We start from the raw sequence: 19468 nt of genomic DNA, 5'->3' as shown, positions 1-19468 counted from the left end.
CAGACAGCACCCCGACAACCGCATAACCTGGTTTCAACCCCTCTCAGGAAACGCCATCTACTCTGACTGTCCTCAAACTGTACTGTGTATCGTTTGCATATTCAGTTTCAACCCCTCTCAGGAAACGCCATCTACTCTGACAAACCTGTCGATAGGTCGCATTCGTGTATGTTTCAACCCCTCTCAGGAAACGCCATCTACTCTGACGGTTCCGGGACCGTGTTTCAACCCCTCTCAGGAAACGCCATCTACTCTGACAGCAGTTATCCACAATAGGAAACCACATGCCTTATCATAGCAGATTTGCTGAATTTGTGGGCAAATCGGTCCATTTGTTTGCCTCCATTAACCCTGGTTTCACTCATCTTGCCCCACCGACCTTCGTCTTCCGAGGGTCTGCGTTAGTAACCGCTAAAATGACCGTATCTCATCTTTCATTAATCTTTTTTTGCCCGGCAGACCACCCTGTTTTCTCGCGTTTTCGCCTGTTTTCGCCTGTTTTCGCCATTTCCGAGCGTTAATCGCCTCTTCGACCCTTCAATTCGCTTTTGGCGGCTCCGTTTCTCTATGCTACAGTAAGCAAAACAGACTTTACGGATGGGCCATATGCCAGCTCAAACTCTCCCACAAACAAAATCGGCGCCTTCCGCCAATATGCCGACGCCTCTCACGCCGGTCACCCTGACGCTGCTCCTGGCCTACCTCCACTATTATACCCCAGAACTGCTGCCCAGGGGTCATTTCATCGCTCCCACCCACCTGCGCATCATGGCCCATTGGATCGGCCGACCGGCGCCTAAACTTCGCTCTATCCGCCAGCACCCGTTCCTGGCCGCCCACGTCGCCCTGTTGCAAGGCGCTGGCTTTATCCCAACCACCGGACCACGCCTCATCCCCTTGCCCCCGGTCACAGATTGGCTGCACGCCACCTTTTCCGAACAGGTTCACCGGCTGCTGGTCCCGCTGGGCAATCCCTCGGTCTGGCAAGAAACGCTCGCGCACCTCGGCCTGGGGGAGACCATCACCGAAGACCTCACCGTCTATCTGCAGCAGCTCTTGGAACGACAACTAGCGGCTCCCGCACCTGACGAGTCCGGCGCGATGGATTGGCTGCCTGATTCAAACGACGATTCCTGGCTATTGCGTCTGCCAGACGCTTTGCCGCTCTGGCTCCACTTCGACCTGCGTCAGTTCGGAGATTGGTCACCCGGCCAACCTCTCATCTGCACGCCGCTCACCATCGCTACGGCTGCGCAGCGCGGCTATGGGCAGGCGGCGATGCAGTGGATTTTGGAGACCGCTACCCACCAGCCGCTGCCAGAAAAGCGGCAAAAACAGCTCGCCCTTTGGCTGCGCCGCGCCCACGCTTTCCAGGTTCAGACCGTCCGCTTACTGACGACGGCGCAGCATCAGCAGCTTAAAACCATCATCCGGCAGAAACGGCTGCGCGAATCGGTCATCTCCCAGGTCTCGCCCCATCACGCGCTTGTCACTGGCGAGATGCTGCCAAAACTGGAGAAATGGCTAGCCGCACAGGGCTACCCCCTGCGCTATTACCCCTCAGAAGCAGCTGAACCGGGCAGCAACAAGGATAAATCGGCCGAATACCACTGGCTTGGCTTACGGGTTCTCGTTGGTCTGGGCGACCTGCTTCCCCTGCCCTACCCAGCACCGCACGCGCTGCTGGAGGATGCCGCTCACTCCTTGCCGCCGGAAACCATCCATGATCTGGAACACCTGGCCCAACAAACCCTGGACAACTTGCGGCAGGCGGTTCGCGGGCGTGATGCTTTTTTCCCCAGTGAACGTCCCATCCCGGAGGCATGGCTTGCGGTTATCCGGCAAGCTATCTATGAGCAAACGCCTCTCAAGCTCTGTTACCAGGCGCTTGGCGAGCGCAAGCCTTCCTGGCGCGAAGTGCAGCCGCTCCGCCTGGAAGAGTCAGGCGCGTTGGTTTACCTTTACGTCTACTGCTATCGCGCCGAAGCCAATCTTACGCTCCGCCTGGATCGCGTTGAGGAAATAGAAGTTTGAAGAGAGACATCATGAGTGGTCACAGCCACCAGGCGGGAGCGAGAGCGGGAGGAAGAGGTTTGACCAAACTCTAGCTCTCGCTCTTGCTCTGGCTGTTTTCTCATCTCCTCGCGCGCTACACCACTGAAAATATCCCCAACGTCCTGGCGTAGTCAGCGCCCATGACCTCGATTTTCTCCACGGCGTCAGCCGGCAAGGGATAGAAGCGAATGCTGTCCATCTCTTTGGCCTTCACCAGCCGACGCAGTTGTTTCTGCAAGGCGCGCAGCTGCTTTTCCGTCAGGTCACACTCAAACACGCTGTACTGCACCCGATACCCGTGCCCCTCCATAATTTTGGCTATCAGCCGCCGCCGTTTATCGTCACTGATGTCGTAACTTATTACTATGCGCATAACCTGGCCTCGCTTCATACCCCCAAGAATCGCCGGGCCGCCTGCGGCATACGCACCACCCGACCGGCCAACGCTTCGGCGGCCAGGGCATCGGCCAGGTGGTTTTGCTCCCGCGTCACATGCCGAAAGGACACCGCCTCAAAATGACCCAGACGAGCGCATGTTTCCTGATGCAGCCTTTTCAACCGCCCGCTCAACACGCGGCTCTGCCCTTGCATCTGCCGTACCACCACCTCGGAATCGGAGATGATTTCCACTGTTCTGGCCCCCAGGCGATGCGCCAGCGTCAGACCCAACAATGCCGCATGGTACTCCGCCTCGTTGTTGGACATTGGCTCTAGTTGACGGCTTAACCAGCCGACGAAGTAACCTTCTTGCGAGCGCGCAATGGCCGCCGCGCCAGCATGTTCTGTGCCGGACACCGCCCCATCCACGTGAATTGTCACCCGATTAGACATTGAATATGTCCTCCGCGTAATTTTCCTCACCGTTGGCCGACATAGGCCGCTGACGGCCGTTCTCGCGCATTGGTCGGTGACGTGGCCGGGTGTAGGTCCGTCCGCCCTGATGCAGCAGTCGGTCCGTCGTCACCGCTATAGACCCGATTAACAAAATGCGCGTCAGCCAAACCAACAGGGCGACAAATATTGGCGCGTAGCGCAGCATGGTGGACGGGGTGATGAGCGTCGCACCGACGCTGCGCGGCGCAATCGCCAGGGCCACAGCATACCAGGTCATCACCGCGTTCATGCTGGCCCCCAACAGCCAGGCGCCCATCAATAACCACACTTCACGTGGTTCATCCCGCATCGTCTGTTCTGGCGTAAACATGCGCACCAGCCCAGCGAAATCTATGCCGCAAAAGGCAAAAGCCAAAATCGCCGCCCACTCGATTCCCAAAAAACGACGGCCGCTAAACAAATCCATTAAAGCGAAACGGGTGGTGTCGTAGTTAAACAGCTCGAAGCTGACCAGGGCAGACATCAGAATGATGGCCACCAGCACGCCACGTCCTTTCAGCCAGCGCCAGTTACCCCATGAAAATTTCAGACCGCTCATCGTCATCACCTCCATTCAAGACCAAATGACCATCCCCTTGTTGTGCCTGAAGCAGCCGCCGGTGCAGTTCGGCCAGAGGCACGGCTGTTATCACCACATGACCACTGTCCAGGACAACGGCCGTTTCCCGTTTCTTGCCGCCCGTCAGCGAGACCAGACGAGCCGGTGGCAGCGCGCGCAGCAGCCGGCGCATGGGCATTGCCTCCACCCGTCCCACCGCCACGATCCGTTCCAGAGCTATCAGCCCTTCGCCAACCACGACCACCCATTTCATCGTTACCCACCACCTCCTTCACCGTAGACAAACCCGCAAACCATAACGTTCTCCCCGTCTCCCCATCTCCCCATCTCCCCGTCCTCACTTCGCCCGCATCGGCTCATAGCTTGTTTCCTGTCCGGCTATCAGCCGCGCCAACCGCCGCGCTTGCAGCACCACCGCCTGCTGCAGCGTCGTTTCGCCGCCCGGTCCAGCCAACGGGTGATACAACCGGGTACTGAGTCGGCTGCCATAAGCTTGCAGCACTCGCTGCACCCCCGCTTCCCCCAGTTCGACGAGGCGCTCTTTTTGCCCGGTCTGGACAAATTCATCCGGCAGCAGCGCCCCGCGATTGACCATTTCCAAGACCAGCGCGTCGGCAATAAGGGGCCGCCACTCTTCCATGAGATCTAAAGCCAGAGACGGCCGTCCCTGGCTTACCTCGTGGAAAAAGCCCAGATACAGGTCCAGACCCACCGTCTGGATCGCCGCCCGAACGTCTTTAAGCAGCAAGCTGTAAGCAAAACTTAACAAGGCGTTAAACGGGTCTGGCGGCGGGTAATACTCGCGCCGTTCAAACCCCCACGATTTGTCCAGCAGGCTGCGTACGGCCGCGAAATAGTAAGCGGCTGCTTTGCCCTCGTAACCGCGCAAGGTATTCAAGTCACTCGCCTGCCTGGCCGACTGCTGCATCTGCCCCATACCGGTCAACGCCCTGTCGAACAGCCCTCTGTCACGCGGCCAGACCGTCGCGCCCCGGTCTTGTTGACCGCTGGAGGTAATCCGGCTGGCCTGCCGCTGCAAAATCACCCGCTGGTTGTGAATCTTGGCGTCTACAATGGCCTGGGCCACCGGCAGCGTCAACCGCCCTTCGCTCATTACCTGCAACTGGCGCTGACGCAGCGCCACGTGTTTGGAGCCGTCGCCTTCGACGCGAAAGCGATACTTACCGTAGCTGGAGAGAAACACCACATCTATCTCCCGCTGTACCAGTGTAGCCATGATTTGCGTCGTCAACTGCACGCTGCCCATTACCACCACCTGCTCCACCTGGGTTAAGGGAAACTCTTCCAAGACGGAACCTTCCTTAGATTTAACAACCAGGCGTTCGCCGCGCCGGGCAACCCTGGCCCCTTGTTCTTTCACATAGACTGTTGTCATCGTTCACCTCCAACCTTATTTCAGTTGAAACATCTCCTCGCGTACAAAAAACCAGCCAACAAACTGAAAACCTTCGGCAAACGTGGTGACGCGGGTCTTATGGGGATTCATTTCCAGGCCAACCCGCTTCAGATTCAACGCCGCCCACTGCTGCGCCCAGGCAATGGCCGCTTTGTGCCGGGCCAAAATCACAAAATCGTCGGCATAGCGCACCAGCGTGATTCCCCGCTGCTGCATCGCCTGGTCGAAAGGATGCAGGTAGATATTGCACAGCAGGGGCGAAATCACGCTGCCTTGGGACGTGCCAGCTATCGTCTGTTCTGGCCGCCAGGCGTTGCCAATGCGCGTATGCAGCCAATGACCGATGAGCGCCGTCACCGGACCCGGCACACGCCAACGCTCCAGTTGTTTCAACACCCATTTGTTGCGCATCTGTCCAAAACAATCGGTGATGTCGGCGTCCAGCACCCATTGCGCCCCGGCGCGCCGGGCCTGCAACACCGCCTCAGCCGCATCACGGGTGGAACGGCCGTTACGAAATCCATAACTGCACGGCAAAAACTGCCGGTCAAACACCGGCTCCAGGTAGTTGTACGTCGCCCGCTGCGCCACCCGGTCTTTAATCGTCCACAGGGTCAACGGCCGCCATTTGTCGTCTGCTTTGGGTACAAGAATCTGTTTGACGGGCTGCGGGCGGTAACGCTGCTGCACCAACTCCTGGTGCAGGTCGTTCAAATGACGCTCCAGGTCGGCTTCAAAGTCGGCCACCGTCTGACCATCTGAACCACCACCGCCTTTGTTAGCGCGCACAGCCAGCCAGGCGCGGCGCAGCGCGTCTACCTCAAAGGCGGCCTGCCAGGGGCCATACGGTGAGCGCAGATCAGCTACCAACGGCGGGAAACGGGCAGCTCTGTTCATGATGCGCCTCCCGACTCCTCCGACTCGATGACCGGGATAATCTGCTCGTCGGCTGCGTCCTCTCCCAGGGACGCGGGTTTAGCCGGCAGCCAACGCCGTCGGAAGGCTTTTTCTCGTCTCTGCTGCTGCCACTGCGCTCGCCACGTCCCGAAGCGGACGCGCCGGGTACGAAAAAAGTCGCCAATCGTCACCACGCCGCCCGCTTCGTAATAACGAATGGCTGTCTCTCCCAACATGATGGTCATCAGGGCGCACAAGACGCCGCTAACAGCCCAGCCAACAATTGGCACGAACTTTACCAGCGCCAGCGCCAGGTAACGCAGCCCCAAGACGCCAATCACTGTGCCCATCACTTCCCGGTTCATCCCACCGGTGGGGGCCTGCCCATAGGCCGCCCCCACCCGCATCACGACGCCGACCTGAACCATCGCCTGCAAGGGGATGTCCAACAGCGGCACCGGCTGCGCGCCCATCAAGCCGGAAAGAATCGCCGACTGGCGAATGACCCGCCGCGCCGCCACCCGCCGCAGCGCCAGCAGTTCCCGACCCAGGGGAACGGCCAACCGCGGCGCCGCATCTAACATGGCCGGCAGCAATCCATCCTCCACGTTGCTGCCTGTTTGCGCCGAGATGGCGATGACCGGCATGCCCAATTTTTGCACCGCCTGGGCAACTGACTCGTCGGCCGACTCCAATACGTCCACTTTGTTCAAGGCGACAATGAGCGGGCGGCCGCCGGCCCGCAGCGCCGCTACCCAGCGGAAATCGGCCGGGCGCACCCCAATCTGGCCATCCAGCAGGTAGACAACCAACGCCGGGTCACCCAACGCCAACAGCAGCTCGGGACCTGACAGTCCATTCTCCGCCGGTCGCGCCGGTAAATCTGCCAGGACGAACAGGCCCAGCGACTCCAATGCCATTTCGTTGTATAAATGATACTGAGCGACTGTTTCGTCGCCGTTTGACCTACTGCTCGCCGCATCGGAAATGGCCCAACCGCGCAGCCGGTTGAACAGCAGACTCTTGCCACAGGTTTTCAGCCCGACGATGGCCACGCGGGCCTGGCTCTCCTGCCCGATTTCCGCGGCCAACTCATCCCACTGCCAGAGATGGCTTACATTGTCTAACCAACCACCACCGCCTGCCCCAGGCAGCCATCTGCCCAGCCCGCGCGCCGGTGGCGGTAGATTCTCATGGTTCTCGAAGTCGTAAAAATCATCGTTCATTTCACATGCTCCTTATGAATTGTTAAGGCGACGCGCCGAAATGCGCCAGCGCATCTGCTACTGACCGGCGGCCATCGCCTGCGCCGTCAGCCCCCGGCGCAAACGGAAGAGGATCAGGCGCTCCCGGTCGGCGGAGTCCAACCAACTCGTCTGCTCCAATTCCGCAGCGGCCACCGCTCCTTCGGCCGTCAAATGCTCCGGCAGCCGGCTGGCCCCTGCCCCGATAAACCAGGAGCAGGTATCGTGTGGGCGACGGGCCGTCTCCGGCAGTCGGCTTTCGTCATAACGCCACAGGGGGGTGGCCGCTTGCCAGGCGCTCTGCCACCAGGCCGTCCAATCTGCTGACGTTGTCAGGTGGGCAGACAGAACGGTAACGGCCGTTGCCTGCCAGACGCCAGCCATGCGCCCCTCAGCCAACCGATGCAGTCCAACGAAAAGCGTCTCATCTAGCCGCCCGATTTGCCGCCCCAGCCCGCCGAGCCGTTCCGCCGCCCACGTCGCTTCCTGACGGCCGTCGGGGAAGAGGTGAAGGTATAAAGCTTCGGGGAACCTCAGTCGGTTGAGCGGTATGTCGGTATAGATGGGGGCGTCTGGCGCAGTCGGGCTGCCCTCTGTCAACGATTCGTCCGCCTCGCTGCGCTGCCAACTGGCCAACATATCGCCCAATTCAGCCACCTGACCCTGCCACTGTCGAGCCAGGCGGGCTAACTCGGCTAATGTCTGGTTAACGGCCGTTTGCGCCAGCCTTTGCCGTTGTCGGACTGACTGCTGCGCCAGCAAGCCGGCCAACCGCAAACCAGTCTGCCGCAGGCGCCAATAGCGCCAGGCCAACGTTGGCCAGCGCCAGACGCGCAGCCCAACGCCCAGCCAGTGACGCCAATACCCTCCTGGCCAGCTTTCCAGGCAAGCACGCATCCCCGCCTCGACTTCGCCACGCTCCTCAGCCAGGTCGGTATCCAGGCCATCATAGGCAGCCGCGTCATCCAGCATCTGTTCATACAGGTCATCACAGAGTGCAGCCAGCGCCGACAGCCAAACTACGGCCGCAACCATACCCCCAACTGGCTCACCATCTAGCGAGGTAGTCAGGCTATCAACGAATTCCCTGCCCGTCGCCCGGATAATCTCCCCCACAATCTGGTTGTTCGCCTGTTTCTGCTCCTGCAATCTGGCCGCGTCAGCCTCGTAACTCTGTTTGAGCGATTGGAGGTGCTGGCGCATCTGCCAGGGCCAGGGATAATGCCGCGCCAGCCGCGCATACGATGGCGCGGCAAACGGTTCGCCGGCCGTAAACCGGGCAGTTAATCCTTCCCGGTCGAGCTGCTGCGCCTGCAACCAGGCATGCAAAGCAGGCGCTGTCAGGCTTTCTTCAGGCGCAGCCAACCAAAAAGACAGCACCTCTTGCACCCAGCGCCGGATGAAGCGGGGGATCGTCTCCGACGGCGACCACTGCCACACCGCCAGACCAACGCTGGCGATGGGCGTGGCGCTGCTCAACGTAGCCGTGTCGTGGGCGGCAACCCATTCCGGCACGCAAGCCTGCAGCGGAGTGGCAACCAGTCCCCACAACAGTTCCCCCGCTACAAGACCAAGCGCAGCGGGGTCGGACAGGCGCAGCCCCTCTTCGTTCAAGACGTTCAGGGCCAGAATGGTCTGAAAAAACGGTGGCGCGGCGCTCTCTTCCAGGCAGCTGGCCGCGTCGTCGTTGTTGTCCGGGGCCAACCAGATGAGCGTCGGGGCGCATTCCAGGCCGAGATGGCGATAGATGGCATCGCCGATATGTTGGCTCAACGCGCGGATGTAGCCGGCCCTTTTGGCCGCGACATCGGCCACCAGAAAGATTTGCATGTCGCGTGGCCGGGCCAACAACCAGCCTTGCCCGGCAAGCAAACTACTGATGTTCGGTTGAGAAATATGGTTCAGAGCAGCAACCAGGTTCTCATTGAATGGTTCGTCATCGGGCGCACCCTCTTGCGGCGCTTGCACCACCGTGACAGCCGCCGCCGGGCCGCGGCGATTGACCAACAGCTGACTAAGACCTTGACCGGCCATCTCCGCCAATGCCCCCCAGGTAACCACCAAAGTACGGGTGACTTTCTTTTGCTCGTCGGAAACCATGTCTGCCTCCGTAGGAAATTAGAAATTAGAGGGTAGCAGTGAGAAGGGCAGAGCGGCTCTGCCCGCCCTTCTCATATCTCCGTTACATCCGCCGGGCTGGCGCATGAATACCGGCGCTGAACGCATCAATACTGCGCAGGCTGTCGGTATAGTCTCGTACCAGCCGCTTGAGTTCCCGCAGCGGCTCATCCAAGGAGGTTGGGCCGGGAGAGACGCTGCTGTAGTAACCAGATAAGACATGAATCGCCTCGCGCAGCCCCAGTCCGGCAATTTGCGCGTTCACCCGCTCGTTGACTTCGGCCACCAACTCTTCCCGCTCGATGAAGGCGTTGATCGCGTTCGCCAACCCATTGGCCAGCTTCACCGCGATACTGAGGGGATCTGCCGGTTGGTAGTAGAAGAAAGTCCCCTGGCTGTAGATCAGGCCGAAAATAGACCCCAGGGCGAACATCAGGCGACCCTGGTCGCTGCTTATCAGGAAATCCGGCAAGACGTATAACGGCCGTTTGTTCTGATGCCGCTCCAGCGCTTGCTGGTACAGGTCATACTGCTGCAAAGCCGACGGCGGCGCGCCAGCCACGACCACCAACGCCGTCAGACGATAGGGATCATGGGTAGAAACCATCATTGGCTCGCCATCAAACAGGGTGTCGCCCACGTCGGGTACGCCCAACACTTCCAGACGGGCCAGGCCCGCGCCGCCGTCTACCAACCGCGCCCGATTCAGGTTCCAGGATGGCGTCGCCAGTTGGAAAAGCTGCTGCCGCCGGGCGCGCGGTGATACTTCCTCTGCCTGTTCGCGGATCGCCTGCTCCACCCCAATGCGTTTCACCGGCTCAAAGTAGGGCGACAGGCGGGCCGTCAACTCCTGCAACAGCCCTTCCTGGTCCAGCGACAACCAGGTCAGACCATTGCCCAGGCGATGCGGCACATCGGCCCAACCTGGCCGATGGCGCTGGTAGAGGGCCGTGACAAATTCAGGCGAGGCCAGACTGACGGTGGCAATGCCGCCAGCAGAAAGCTTTTGCAGCCGCCGCGGCGTCTCCGCTTCCAGATAATCCCTGATGCCCGCCAGCCGCTCGCGCAGGGAAGTCAGCGCTTGAATGTGCCGCCCAACCCACTGACTGGACTCAAACCAGACTGAACGCTGCGCTCGCGTCAAGTGATGGGACACCTGCGTCTCATGGTAGCTTTGCGCCGCCTGAAAGTAATGCGTCAACGCCACCCGGATGCGGTTCGCCCGCCCCAGAGGAAAACCGGTCGCCGCCCGATTCAGCGCGGTTTCTAATTGGCTGACAGTCTCCGCCAGACGGGACAGCGTTTGCTCTTCGGCGGCGATTTGCTTTTGCGCCTGCTGCGTCAGGTTGTGCAAAGCCTCCTGCGTTTGCGTCAAGGCAGCGACGAGCGTCGCCGGGCTGTTTTCTACCGCAAACAATCTGCCGACCAGCCATTCCTCCCACTGCCGCCGGGTCGCCTGGATGAGCTGCTCGGCCTGCTGGCTGATTTGTGGCAGACAGACCTCTTTGATACGCGCCTGCCCATACTCTTGTACATATTGGCTCGCTTCGGCCGGAAGTTCGTCCGCGCCCTTACGTGTTAACCAGGCCGGCGGCGTTAAGTCAACCAGCCATTCCTGACCTGTCTCCGGGTCCAGACGCAAATAACTGCGCACCTGGTCGCCGCTCAACCCGGCCAGCAGACCGGTTGCCAGTTGGTCGGCTCGCTCTCTCTGCGCGGCGAGAAGCCAGTTTTCTCGCAGCAGCTCCAGGAGAAACCAATCGGTATGTAGTTCGGCCACCATCGGGGCGTCGAACAGCAAATCCCCTTTGCCGAAACTGCCCAGAAAATGGCCCTGTCCGTCGGCCGTTTGTCCAGACAGCGCTTCATCCAGGTTATCGAAGGCATTCTCCCCTTTGCGCCCCATCTGGGTACCCATTTGCAGGAACATGGCCTCGGCTGTCATGGCGGCCACTTCGTAGATGTCATTCCAGGTCTGGCCTCGTGCATCTACCCCATCAATGGCGTGAAAAATGTCAAATGGCGCCTCCTGCGCTTGAATCGTTCGCCCATCCGGATAACGGGCGCGGAATCCATCTTTGACCATCAGGTGATTGAGTTCCCGCAGAAAAGCGCCGCAGTTGGCCACAATGTTTGGCCCGGTGATGCCCTGAAACGCCTGATGCAAAACACCAATGCCGGTGATATGGCAAAATTCCGCCTGCGCCCCCAACTCGGTAAAGTAGTCACGAACCAGGTAGGCCAGGTCCAGCATCGTGCCGGAGCCGGTGCCGCCGACCAGGCTGCCGCAGATAAAGACGTTGATGCCCTGCTGCTGCGAGACATGCGCCGCGTCCGTCTGCCCGCGCCCGGCCAGGGACCACAGCGCCTGACTGATCTGTTCGCTGACCGCTGTGTAATTCCATAACATGGCCAGCAGACCCAGGACGCGCAGTTGTTTGGCCCCGCTGCGCAGGACAACCGGCGCCAGGGTGTTCATGATGCTGCCCAACCGCTCCTGAATCGCCTCCTGGCTGCGCAAGTTTCGCTTAATTGCCAGCACCGGGACGTTGCCGATGTGAATGAATTCGGATGTTGGCTCTAACATGACCAACCCGTGTGGCCCCGGTACGGAGAAGGGTTCCTCGGCTGTATCGAAAGCCAGCAGCCGGATGCGCTGTCGCCACAACGGACCATAGCGCGTTTCCAGAATCACTTTGAGGTAGGTCAAGATGATCTGGCCTGTGCCGCCCGTCCCAATAATGAGCGCCGGACGCATCTGTTCTAACTGCGTCTGACGGCTGAGGGTCAGCGCGGTGGGCGGCTGGCCGTTGCTGCCTGGGGGTTGTTGGGCTAAAGAACTGTTTGTGAGTACCATTTTTCGTCTCCTTTCTTGCTTAACGTTGCGTCACTCTCGGTTAAATCGCCCGCTTCTGGCTGGCTGACCAACCGTTTTGCCGGGCCGTCCGGCGCAGGCGCAGGTCTTCGTAACGAATTCTCACCCCGCCGCCCAGGTCAATAGTGGCCATGTCGAACAGCGGAGTTGGCCGGGACAGTGGCACGTCGTTGACGGTCAACTCGCCCGGACCCTCTAGTATCATCTGAGGCGCGCCATTCACGCTCAGGCCGGGCCGGATAGTGGCCTGCCAGACGCTGCCGGGCAGCGGAATGTCAGCCGGAGGTTTACCGATGGTCACGGCCGTTTGGCGGCGGGTGTCCAGTTCTACCAGTTTGGGCAAACGGCCGTTCTCGGCCAGGACGCGCAGGCTGCCGGAGAGGCGCGGTTGGCGCATCCGATACAGCCCAAACAGGCCGCCAGCCAGACCAGCCAGCAGCAGGCTCGCACCCAACAGCCAGAGGGGCCAACGCCGCGCTGATGGGCTGTCTGTCTGAGGAACGACCGTCGGCGTCAGGACAGGGCTGGTCAGGACGGCCGTTTGCGTCGTCGCTGCGGTAACAGAAGGGGTCGGGCTGGGTGTGGCCAGCGTAGTCGCTGGCGGTCTGGCCGGTGTGCCCGTTGGCTCCCCGGCGGTAGGCAGCGCCAGGGAGATGGCCGGCGTTGGCGTTGTAGACAACGCGGTGGGCAGCGCAGTCGCAGGAACGGCCGTCACCGATCCACTTTTGTAATCCTGCCAAATGGTGACTTGCCCCGCCCCTTCGATGCGCACCGTCCAATTACCGGCGACCGGCTGGTCAACTACCCAGACCTCTTCGGGCGTTTCCTGGCTTTGCCCGGCGCGGCGCACCAATGGGGAATCCGGTGTCAGGGTCTCGCCGGTGGCTGTCTCAATGGTGACTTTTTGCGCTGGATCGCTTTTGCTGATAACCAGGGTGAGTTGTACCAGGCCAGAGGGGACGGAGAGTGTTTCCACCACCATGTCACTCACAGTTGTGGACAGCACGACCCCCTCGCTCTCCCGCCCGGTGAGCGCCACCACAATGCGGTGATAGATGTCGGGCAAATCGGCTGCCGACCGGGCGGTGAAAAAACGGCCGGGCGGCGTCGCCTGACTCATGCTTTGCCACAATGGTTGCCACACACCGGCGATTGTTCGGTCGTTGTCGGTAGCCTCATTGGCCAGGAGAATCAGGAAGAGGGGTACGCCAGCCTGTCGGAACTGGTCACTTTGCGCCTGGAGCGCGTCCCGGTAGTCGGCTGCATCCACTGGCAACGGGGAGCCGGATAACTCTGGTTTGCCATCTGTCAGTAAAACGATGACTGAACGGCCATCGCCCTCTGCCCTCTCGATTTCTGCCTGGGCCAACTGCAAGGCGGTCAGATGGTCTGTCCAGCCAAGTCGAGTAGGCGTGACAATTTCGGTCAGCAGCGCAGCGCGCTGCGCATCGTTGGTGAGGCGGCTGAGGGGGACGGCGACATGCGCTTCGCTGCCGAAGAAAATGACGCCAGCCTGGTGAATCAGGGCCGGCTCATCCACGCCTAGATAGGTCAGAAAAAGTCGGGCAGCGTCCAGACGGAGGAGGTCGGGGTCTGAGCCGACACCCCCCATCTCATACATAGAGTTGCTGTTGTCTATCAGGAGCCAGACGTGTAACGGCCGTGGTGGAAAATTATCTGGCGAACTCGCCTCAGCCGGGGTGAGCCACAGAGAAAACAAAGCGCACAGGCCACCAAACAGCAGTACAAAAAGCAGTAAACAGCCAATGCTGATGCGTCGGCAGCTTCGTTTGGGGCGAGACAAGAGAACTTGCGACCATTGAGAAGGTTGTGGTGTAGCCATACTGAACGCTCCTATGGGAAACTCGAGGGAGAGTGCCCGACGAATATGGCCCAAAGCGGTGCTGCGTACTTTGCGCCGAGTCGTTTTGTTGCTATTCAGTATGAATTACGAAGGAGTGAAAATCTATTAGGCCTGGTTATGCGAGTGGCTAAGAAAAATCTATAACCGCATGACTAACCAGGTTAAGGTGGACAGACTGGAGGGTTGCAAAAGCCGGCATGTTTCAAAATAGCCATTATTGATCTTTACCACTTTCCAGAAGTTACACGGAGGTTCACGGAGGGGGTTACGGAGAGTTGGAGGAGAAGGAGGGTTTTTCTCCGTAAGTCACTGAGCAGATGTTTGTAGGTTGTTATCCTATCAGTTTATCTCTGTTCAGACGGTACCATACCTGCAGCTGTCGCCTATCTTTTAGCGCCAGTTTGCGCAGAATACTATTCACGTGCTGCTTAACAGTGCCAGACACAATATACAAATTAGCCGCAATCGCGTCATTCTGGTAATTAGCCGCGATGAGTGCCAAAACCTCTTTCTCTCGTGGCGTCAGGCTGTGATAGCTATTCAGAGCATCGCGCACATGTGCATCATGCTCTATGTCATGGATCGAGTTATAGCCATTCAAGACTTTCTTCACATTCCTGTCCCAAACGCCAATTCCCTGCATCACCGCATATACCGCTTCGATAATCTCGGCGTCTTTTGATGACTTAAGAATGTAGCCGTCTACATCCGCTGCTACTGCGTCAAAAACATACTGCGCCGAACAATAAGCAGATACCAATAAGATCTTCAATTGCTGGTGGGTAAACTTCCGCCGCAGCTGCTGCGCAACTTCCAGCCCATTTATGCGAGACCCATCCAGCCGTACGTCCAAAAGAACGACATCTGGTTGTATTGCCGCCACAACCTCTAGGGCATCAACCGCGGTGTGGCAAATGGCGGCGACACGAATATCTGATGTTGTTTCCAGGTAGCTTTTAAGCCCATCGGCCGCAATGGGATGATCATCCACAATGACGACAACAATAGGCCACCCTTGTGACTCTCTGCTGCGTATCTGTCTTACCATATCTGTCTTCATCGTCAGACTCCTGCAGGTGGCGGCAAAACCGAGATTTGAATTCGCGTTCCTTCGCCCTCATGAGAATTTACAGTTAGAGAGCTGTTAACCTGTTGCGCGTAATACTCCATTGTGCCTAACCCATAACGGCCGTTTTGTCTGGCTTTAATGACGTTAAAACCGATTCCGTCGTCCCGGATGATAAGTTCCACACCGTTAGCCGCGTCCACTCGATAAACAATTTGAACCATCCGACATTGACTATGACGCAAAGCATTGTTCAGCGCTTCATGCACAATCCGCATTAGGCAAAACTGCACCTGACTCGGTACCATTTCACCCGACGTATATTCAAAACAAATATCAACGTGTGGATGCAGCAGATCCATCCGCGCGATGTAATCACCCAACTCGTGGATAAAACTGATCTGACCATCCGGCGCTTCTTCAAGTGCATTTAGCATGTCATGCAATGATTCCTGGCTTTGATCGGCCGTCGCCTTCAGTTTGCCCAGGTTCACAAGCAACATATCTGTCTGGCCTGCTTCAGCATATCTACAGGCTGTATTCACATACTGTGTCAGGCCAAACAAATTCTGTGACAGGGAGTGGTGAAGTTCTGCTTTCAAGTGACTTCGTTCCCTGGCAATAGCTATGCGACGCGACAGCCGATGGCTGTAGCTCTCCTCCAGGGCAACCGTTGCTTGAGCAGCAAATAGCTTGATAATCTCCTGAAATTCGTGATGGAATTCACGGCGGCGGCGGTAGTTGATGCACAAGAAACCAACAACATCTTCCCGTTTGCCGATAAGGGGGACTCCAGCAAAGGATTTAATATTCTGTCGCTGGGTGAAAGTACGCACACCACTTTCAAGACGGCCGTCTTTCAAGTTGACAAGCAAAGGATCCTGCCGAGCGTTACTGGAGAAATAGCTGGTACGGTCTGTATAGAGCTGATGCATCACGCGCGTGTACATACTGATGAGAATCTGCCCATACCCACGAATGGCATCCGCCGTTTGGTAAGCCAGATCGAGTTCATGGGTATCCTCATTTAAGGTATAAAGCATCACAATATCCGCCTTGAGCAATTTTTCGGCCGATTTCCCAATGAGGGTGATCATCTGATAGGGTTCGTAATACGCCGCAGCATGCTGCATCTTTTGACTTAACGACTGCAAGGTCTTCAATTCTTCAGCTAACTCTTGCGTGCGTTGATGCGCTTCAGCGTTTGCCAGCGCCAGACCAACATGACAGGCGTATTGCTCTAAAAGATGAATCAGGTCCTGCGGTATCGTTTCCTGATGGCTCCGCTCAAAGCCCCCTTCAATTGTGCCTAACGCCGGATAAGGAGATGTGAGCGCCGGATCCGGAATCGGAACCCAGACCCGCACATAACGCCAAAGCTGCTGTTGATGCCACGTTTTGCCATCCAAATACTGGCTGTACTTTCCGTCGTTGAATCGGCTGATGCCCTCTCGAACCGTCCTGGATTGAATGTTTTCTTTGGAACCTGACTGAGGCGAAAGCGGATAGATCGAATTCCTACCCCACATAGTATTGCGATCTGCGACACAACGTATAAGGTTTTCAGCATCGTCAACCAATGATACGGCCGCAAAATCAAACCCGAACTCCTGTACAACATCGTCTGCCACTTGTTTGGCTACCTCCGTGACATTCAATTTGTGGTGTAATTTGATAGACAACGTCCAGAGAAGTTGCTGCTGTTCATGTTGCCGGCTGTTAATGAGCAGCAAACGTATATGACCGAGCATCTTCATCAGTTCATCACAGGCCGTCCTCAATTTGTACTCGGAGACCTGCTCTTGCTCACACGAAATGGTCAGTACACCTAACAGTTCATGTGGTTTCTCAGACCGTCGTATTGGGATAATAACCTGAGCCGATGCCCACTCGTTTACTGGCGATCCCTCTCTTACCAGACATGACCCGATTGTTTTCCCAACTAACATTTGCGACCTAAGCCAGATAACCGGCTGTGCCTGTGACGCAGCTTCAGGAATGCGCGGATCAGCGATCTCTCCCTCTTCGTTACGCAATACACCGTCTCGTAAACGGGGCAACCATAGCTCCGCCTTTCCTTTGGTCAGCTCCTCGATTTGTTTGATAAAAGCACGCCGTTTTTCCTGTGGATCGCCGACCGAAGCCCATTTTTCTGTTGCCAGATTCAACCAATTTTGCTGTTGGTCATAGGCTCGGTTTCGACCATGAATGTTGCGCACCAGATAGTGGAAAACAATCGTCACCAACCAGATACCTAATATATGCTCTCCTAAACTATTGTTCGTCTCCCAAAACGCAAGACCGCGCAGCCACTCGCCCGTATAGAGTCCCCATCCGAGATAGGTAGCAAAAAAGTACAGAAAGGCGACTTCTACCAGAGTGAGAATGACCGTCGTTGTCTGATTGTGTTCGCTAATCAAAAGCGTCGCCAATGCATACAGAAGCCAGAGCATATGATCGTAAACCCCGAAAGTTGCCAACACAAAGATGATCAGAGTGACACCCAGAAGCGAAATCTGCCCTCGAAAGAACTGGACATGCGGATGGTAAAAACGGTGTTCGACTGATTTCTTCATACGCATGCGCCAGATAAAGACAGCACTGTACACAGCCAGACTGCCAACCAGTGTGCGGGGAACGATAATAGGCGCATGCCGATGCTTGAAGGCCGTTTCCGCGACAATAAGCGTCACAAGCACAAAGATGATGGGCCTGAAGTAGGGGGCAGCATGTCGGGCGAGCCATGTGCTGCTGGGAATATATTGGGGCTGGAAAATCAGGCTACCAAGGCCGCGAGGCTGATCGCTCATACTGACTGCTCCTCTTCTTAGTGTCAGCAGAAACCAGTACACCACGTCTGTTTAAGTAACCGATACTTGCGGTCAAGTATAAGAAGGAAAACTAGCCTTGTAAAGAAGCGCTCGGAAAAATCTAACCAGGTTATATACCTCCTGCGGTGTCACCAAAAGGGTGATTGCCTACCTGATTGCACCCCACCTACCCCACTTCTTTAGCTCCTTGGGTGTTTTGCATATCCCACCCAAAAGGCATATTCCAGCGTACCTCAGTCGAGTAGACTAAAGTAGATATGGCCCATTAATTTGGTTGTTTTCGATCATTTTTACTCGAGAAGGAATTTTGGAATATACCTATTGGGTTGGATATGCAAAAACACCCAAATTGTGGGAGAACCCCTGGGATCTAAACCCCCGATCCTGTCAACTATCGGTTAAAGCCTTATGCTTACGCGCAATTCATCCACCTTTCTTTCTAACTGTTGAAAATAGTCTGTCTCCACAATGCTGGCAACTTCATTAGCCGTTTTGTTTTTATCAATTTTGATGTGCAACTGCCGGATTTGTCGTTTCATATTTTCCTGGCGCATACTCGTTTCTTGCGCCATTTGCCCGAAGATGCGGCACAGCTGGCTGATTTCATCATTGCCGGGTGTTTCTTTGAGCGCGCGAATGTGGTAGGCGGACAATTGATCGGTCTCCATGAGTTGGGCTGCATCGCTGAGGTTGACAATGGCGCCAGACAAACGTTGAGCCACCATGCTAGCATTGACGATAACAAAAAGCATCGTCAGAATAATGGTAAAAAGCAGTTTAAACAGGATTAGCCCTTGATCATTATTCCCGCTGATTGCATCAGGCTGGAGCAAAAAGAGGCCAAGCAAAATAATTGGCAAGCCGGCCGCACCCAGAATAACAAACAGCAGTCGTCGGATGAATTTGGAGCGCAGCGCTTTGAAGGCGGTGAAGTCCAAATATTCAAAATTGTAGAGCAGAACAGGCAGCAAGAGGATGACGTTGTAGATGTTGCTCCACACGGCCGGGATGAAGTATTGGGTAAAGACAAAATACGCATCGGCAATGCCCACGGCAACGGTCAAGATTGACGCGACCCCCATGCCGACAACAATGCCAACGATAGCAATGAGCAGCGCAGTTCCATAATCCTTTAAGGTATTGAAGCGGACTATCCGTCGCCGGGCAAAGCCGGGGACCATGCCCATCAGCCCGTTTCCTAGCTGCCAGGGCAGGTAGGTTCCGGCGGCGAAATTGATCCAGGGATTATCGAAAACCTCAGGTAACGGAAAGGAGACGACGCCAGAAAACAGGTCTCCCAGGAAGTTACCGACCATGCCGGTGAAAAACCCGACCTTCGGCCCGAAAGCAAAGCCAAAGAAAATAGGCACAACAATACCAGGGCGAATATTGACATCTCCAGCGGTTGCCAGGGGGAAGATCGTGGTGAGCCAGACTAGAGAAGCATATAACATGGCCCCGATAACAGGGGTTAAGAATTTTTTGCGAATGAGAGCCAGTTGCTTTTGCACATGTTCGTCCATCTCACACTCCTTCGTAAATGTAGCCCAGGTTAACAAAACCTGGGTTACTAATTTCTATCCTTCGCTGCGCAGACTCGCGCCTCTTGTGAAAATGGGAGCGCGGACGTCCTGTCCGCCCCGGCAGG

The 19468-nt window shown here is 57.1% G+C and carries 14 protein-coding genes and 1 CRISPR repeat array (1 of these 15 running past the window's edge); of the genes, 1 reads left to right on the top strand and 13 read right to left on the bottom strand.

Annotated features, from left to right (window positions below; genetic code table 11):
* Window positions 1–207: direct repeats of the CRISPR family, unit length 37 nt; unit sequence GTTTCAACCCCTCTCAGGAAACGCCATCTACTCTGAC (it extends 9577 nt beyond the left edge of the window).
* Window positions 208–606: 399 nt separating this feature from the next.
* On the top strand, window positions 607–2034 hold the full coding sequence (locus tag IPM39_28165) for a WYL domain-containing protein (GenBank protein MBK8989894.1): 1428 nt from the start codon (window positions 607–609) through the stop codon (window positions 2032–2034).
* 115 nt (window positions 2035–2149) lie between these two features.
* Here IPM39_28165 and cas2 read toward each other — a convergent pair whose 3' ends face one another.
* The 13 genes from cas2 to IPM39_28100 form a co-directional block, all read right to left on the bottom strand.
* Entirely contained in the window at window positions 2150–2446 is a 297-nt protein-coding gene (cas2, locus tag IPM39_28160; protein MBK8989893.1) for a CRISPR-associated endonuclease Cas2, read from the bottom strand.
* A complete protein-coding gene (locus tag IPM39_28155) occupies window positions 2443–2886 on the bottom strand; it encodes a ribonuclease HI family protein (protein ID MBK8989892.1) in 444 nt (147 codons plus the stop codon). Before IPM39_28155 ends, cas2 begins: the two co-directional genes overlap by 4 nt.
* Window positions 2879–3487, bottom strand: a complete 609-nt coding sequence (locus tag IPM39_28150; protein MBK8989891.1) for a hypothetical protein — start codon at window positions 3485–3487, stop codon at window positions 2879–2881. The genes IPM39_28155 and IPM39_28150 overlap by 8 nt, the downstream gene beginning before the upstream one ends.
* Window positions 3459–3761, bottom strand: coding sequence for a DUF370 domain-containing protein (locus IPM39_28145; protein ID MBK8989890.1), 303 nt, complete (start codon window positions 3759–3761; stop codon window positions 3459–3461). Before IPM39_28145 ends, IPM39_28150 begins: the two co-directional genes overlap by 29 nt.
* An 84-nt stretch (window positions 3762–3845) precedes the next feature.
* Window positions 3846–4904: a CRISPR-associated endonuclease Cas1 gene (cas1, locus tag IPM39_28140; GenBank protein MBK8989889.1), complete on the bottom strand. Its 1059-nt coding sequence runs from the start codon at window positions 4902–4904 to the stop codon at window positions 3846–3848.
* Window positions 4905–4919: 15 nt separating this feature from the next.
* On the bottom strand, window positions 4920–5822 hold the full coding sequence (locus IPM39_28135) for a group II intron reverse transcriptase/maturase (protein MBK8989888.1): 903 nt from the start codon (window positions 5820–5822) through the stop codon (window positions 4920–4922).
* A complete protein-coding gene (locus IPM39_28130; GenBank protein MBK8989887.1) occupies window positions 5819–7048 on the bottom strand; it encodes a hypothetical protein in 1230 nt (409 codons plus the stop codon). The genes IPM39_28135 and IPM39_28130 overlap by 4 nt, the downstream gene beginning before the upstream one ends.
* A 57-nt stretch (window positions 7049–7105) precedes the next feature.
* Window positions 7106–9166: a hypothetical protein gene (locus IPM39_28125; GenBank protein ID MBK8989886.1), complete on the bottom strand. Its 2061-nt coding sequence runs from the start codon at window positions 9164–9166 to the stop codon at window positions 7106–7108.
* An 82-nt stretch (window positions 9167–9248) separates the two neighbouring features.
* Window positions 9249–12041: a hypothetical protein gene (locus IPM39_28120; GenBank protein ID MBK8989885.1), complete on the bottom strand. Its 2793-nt coding sequence runs from the start codon at window positions 12039–12041 to the stop codon at window positions 9249–9251.
* 40 nt (window positions 12042–12081) lie between these two features.
* Window positions 12082–13902, bottom strand: a complete 1821-nt coding sequence (locus IPM39_28115; protein MBK8989884.1) for a VWA domain-containing protein — start codon at window positions 13900–13902, stop codon at window positions 12082–12084.
* A 352-nt stretch (window positions 13903–14254) separates the two neighbouring features.
* A complete protein-coding gene (locus IPM39_28110; protein ID MBK8989883.1) occupies window positions 14255–14983 on the bottom strand; it encodes a response regulator transcription factor in 729 nt (242 codons plus the stop codon).
* Between the two features lie 2 nt (window positions 14984–14985).
* A complete protein-coding gene (locus tag IPM39_28105) occupies window positions 14986–17799 on the bottom strand; it encodes a GAF domain-containing protein (protein ID MBK8989882.1) in 2814 nt (937 codons plus the stop codon).
* A 419-nt stretch (window positions 17800–18218) separates the two neighbouring features.
* Window positions 18219–19343, bottom strand: a complete 1125-nt coding sequence (locus tag IPM39_28100) for an ECF transporter S component (protein MBK8989881.1) — start codon at window positions 19341–19343, stop codon at window positions 18219–18221.
* Between the last annotated feature and the right edge of the window lie 125 nt (window positions 19344–19468).

Origin of the sequence: Candidatus Leptovillus gracilis (assembly GCA_016716065.1) — a bacterium.
GTDB classification, from domain to species: domain Bacteria; phylum Chloroflexota; class Anaerolineae; order Promineifilales; family Promineifilaceae; genus Leptovillus; species Leptovillus gracilis.
This window is presented reverse-complemented; position numbering and strand designations above follow the sequence as displayed.

Coding starts and splice junctions, on each gene's coding strand:
- IPM39_28130 (MBK8989887.1), bottom strand. CDS start 7,048: ATGAACGATGATTTTTACGACTTCGAGAACCATGAGAATCTACCGCCA.
- cas2 (MBK8989893.1), bottom strand. CDS start 2,446: ATGAAGCGAGGCCAGGTTATGCGCATAGTAATAAGTTACGACATCAGT.
- cas1 (MBK8989889.1), bottom strand. CDS start 4,904: ATGACAACAGTCTATGTGAAAGAACAAGGGGCCAGGGTTGCCCGGCGC.
- IPM39_28100 (MBK8989881.1), bottom strand. CDS start 19,343: ATGGACGAACATGTGCAAAAGCAACTGGCTCTCATTCGCAAAAAATTC.
- IPM39_28165 (MBK8989894.1), top strand. CDS start 607: ATGCCAGCTCAAACTCTCCCACAAACAAAATCGGCGCCTTCCGCCAAT.
- IPM39_28135 (MBK8989888.1), bottom strand. CDS start 5,822: ATGAACAGAGCTGCCCGTTTCCCGCCGTTGGTAGCTGATCTGCGCTCA.
- IPM39_28105 (MBK8989882.1), bottom strand. CDS start 17,799: ATGAGCGATCAGCCTCGCGGCCTTGGTAGCCTGATTTTCCAGCCCCAA.
- IPM39_28155 (MBK8989892.1), bottom strand. CDS start 2,886: ATGTCTAATCGGGTGACAATTCACGTGGATGGGGCGGTGTCCGGCACA.
- IPM39_28110 (MBK8989883.1), bottom strand. CDS start 14,983: ATGAAGACAGATATGGTAAGACAGATACGCAGCAGAGAGTCACAAGGG.
- IPM39_28145 (MBK8989890.1), bottom strand. CDS start 3,761: ATGAAATGGGTGGTCGTGGTTGGCGAAGGGCTGATAGCTCTGGAACGG.
- IPM39_28115 (MBK8989884.1), bottom strand. CDS start 13,902: ATGGCTACACCACAACCTTCTCAATGGTCGCAAGTTCTCTTGTCTCGC.
- IPM39_28150 (MBK8989891.1), bottom strand. CDS start 3,487: ATGAGCGGTCTGAAATTTTCATGGGGTAACTGGCGCTGGCTGAAAGGA.
- IPM39_28120 (MBK8989885.1), bottom strand. CDS start 12,041: ATGGTACTCACAAACAGTTCTTTAGCCCAACAACCCCCAGGCAGCAAC.
- IPM39_28125 (MBK8989886.1), bottom strand. CDS start 9,166: ATGGTTTCCGACGAGCAAAAGAAAGTCACCCGTACTTTGGTGGTTACC.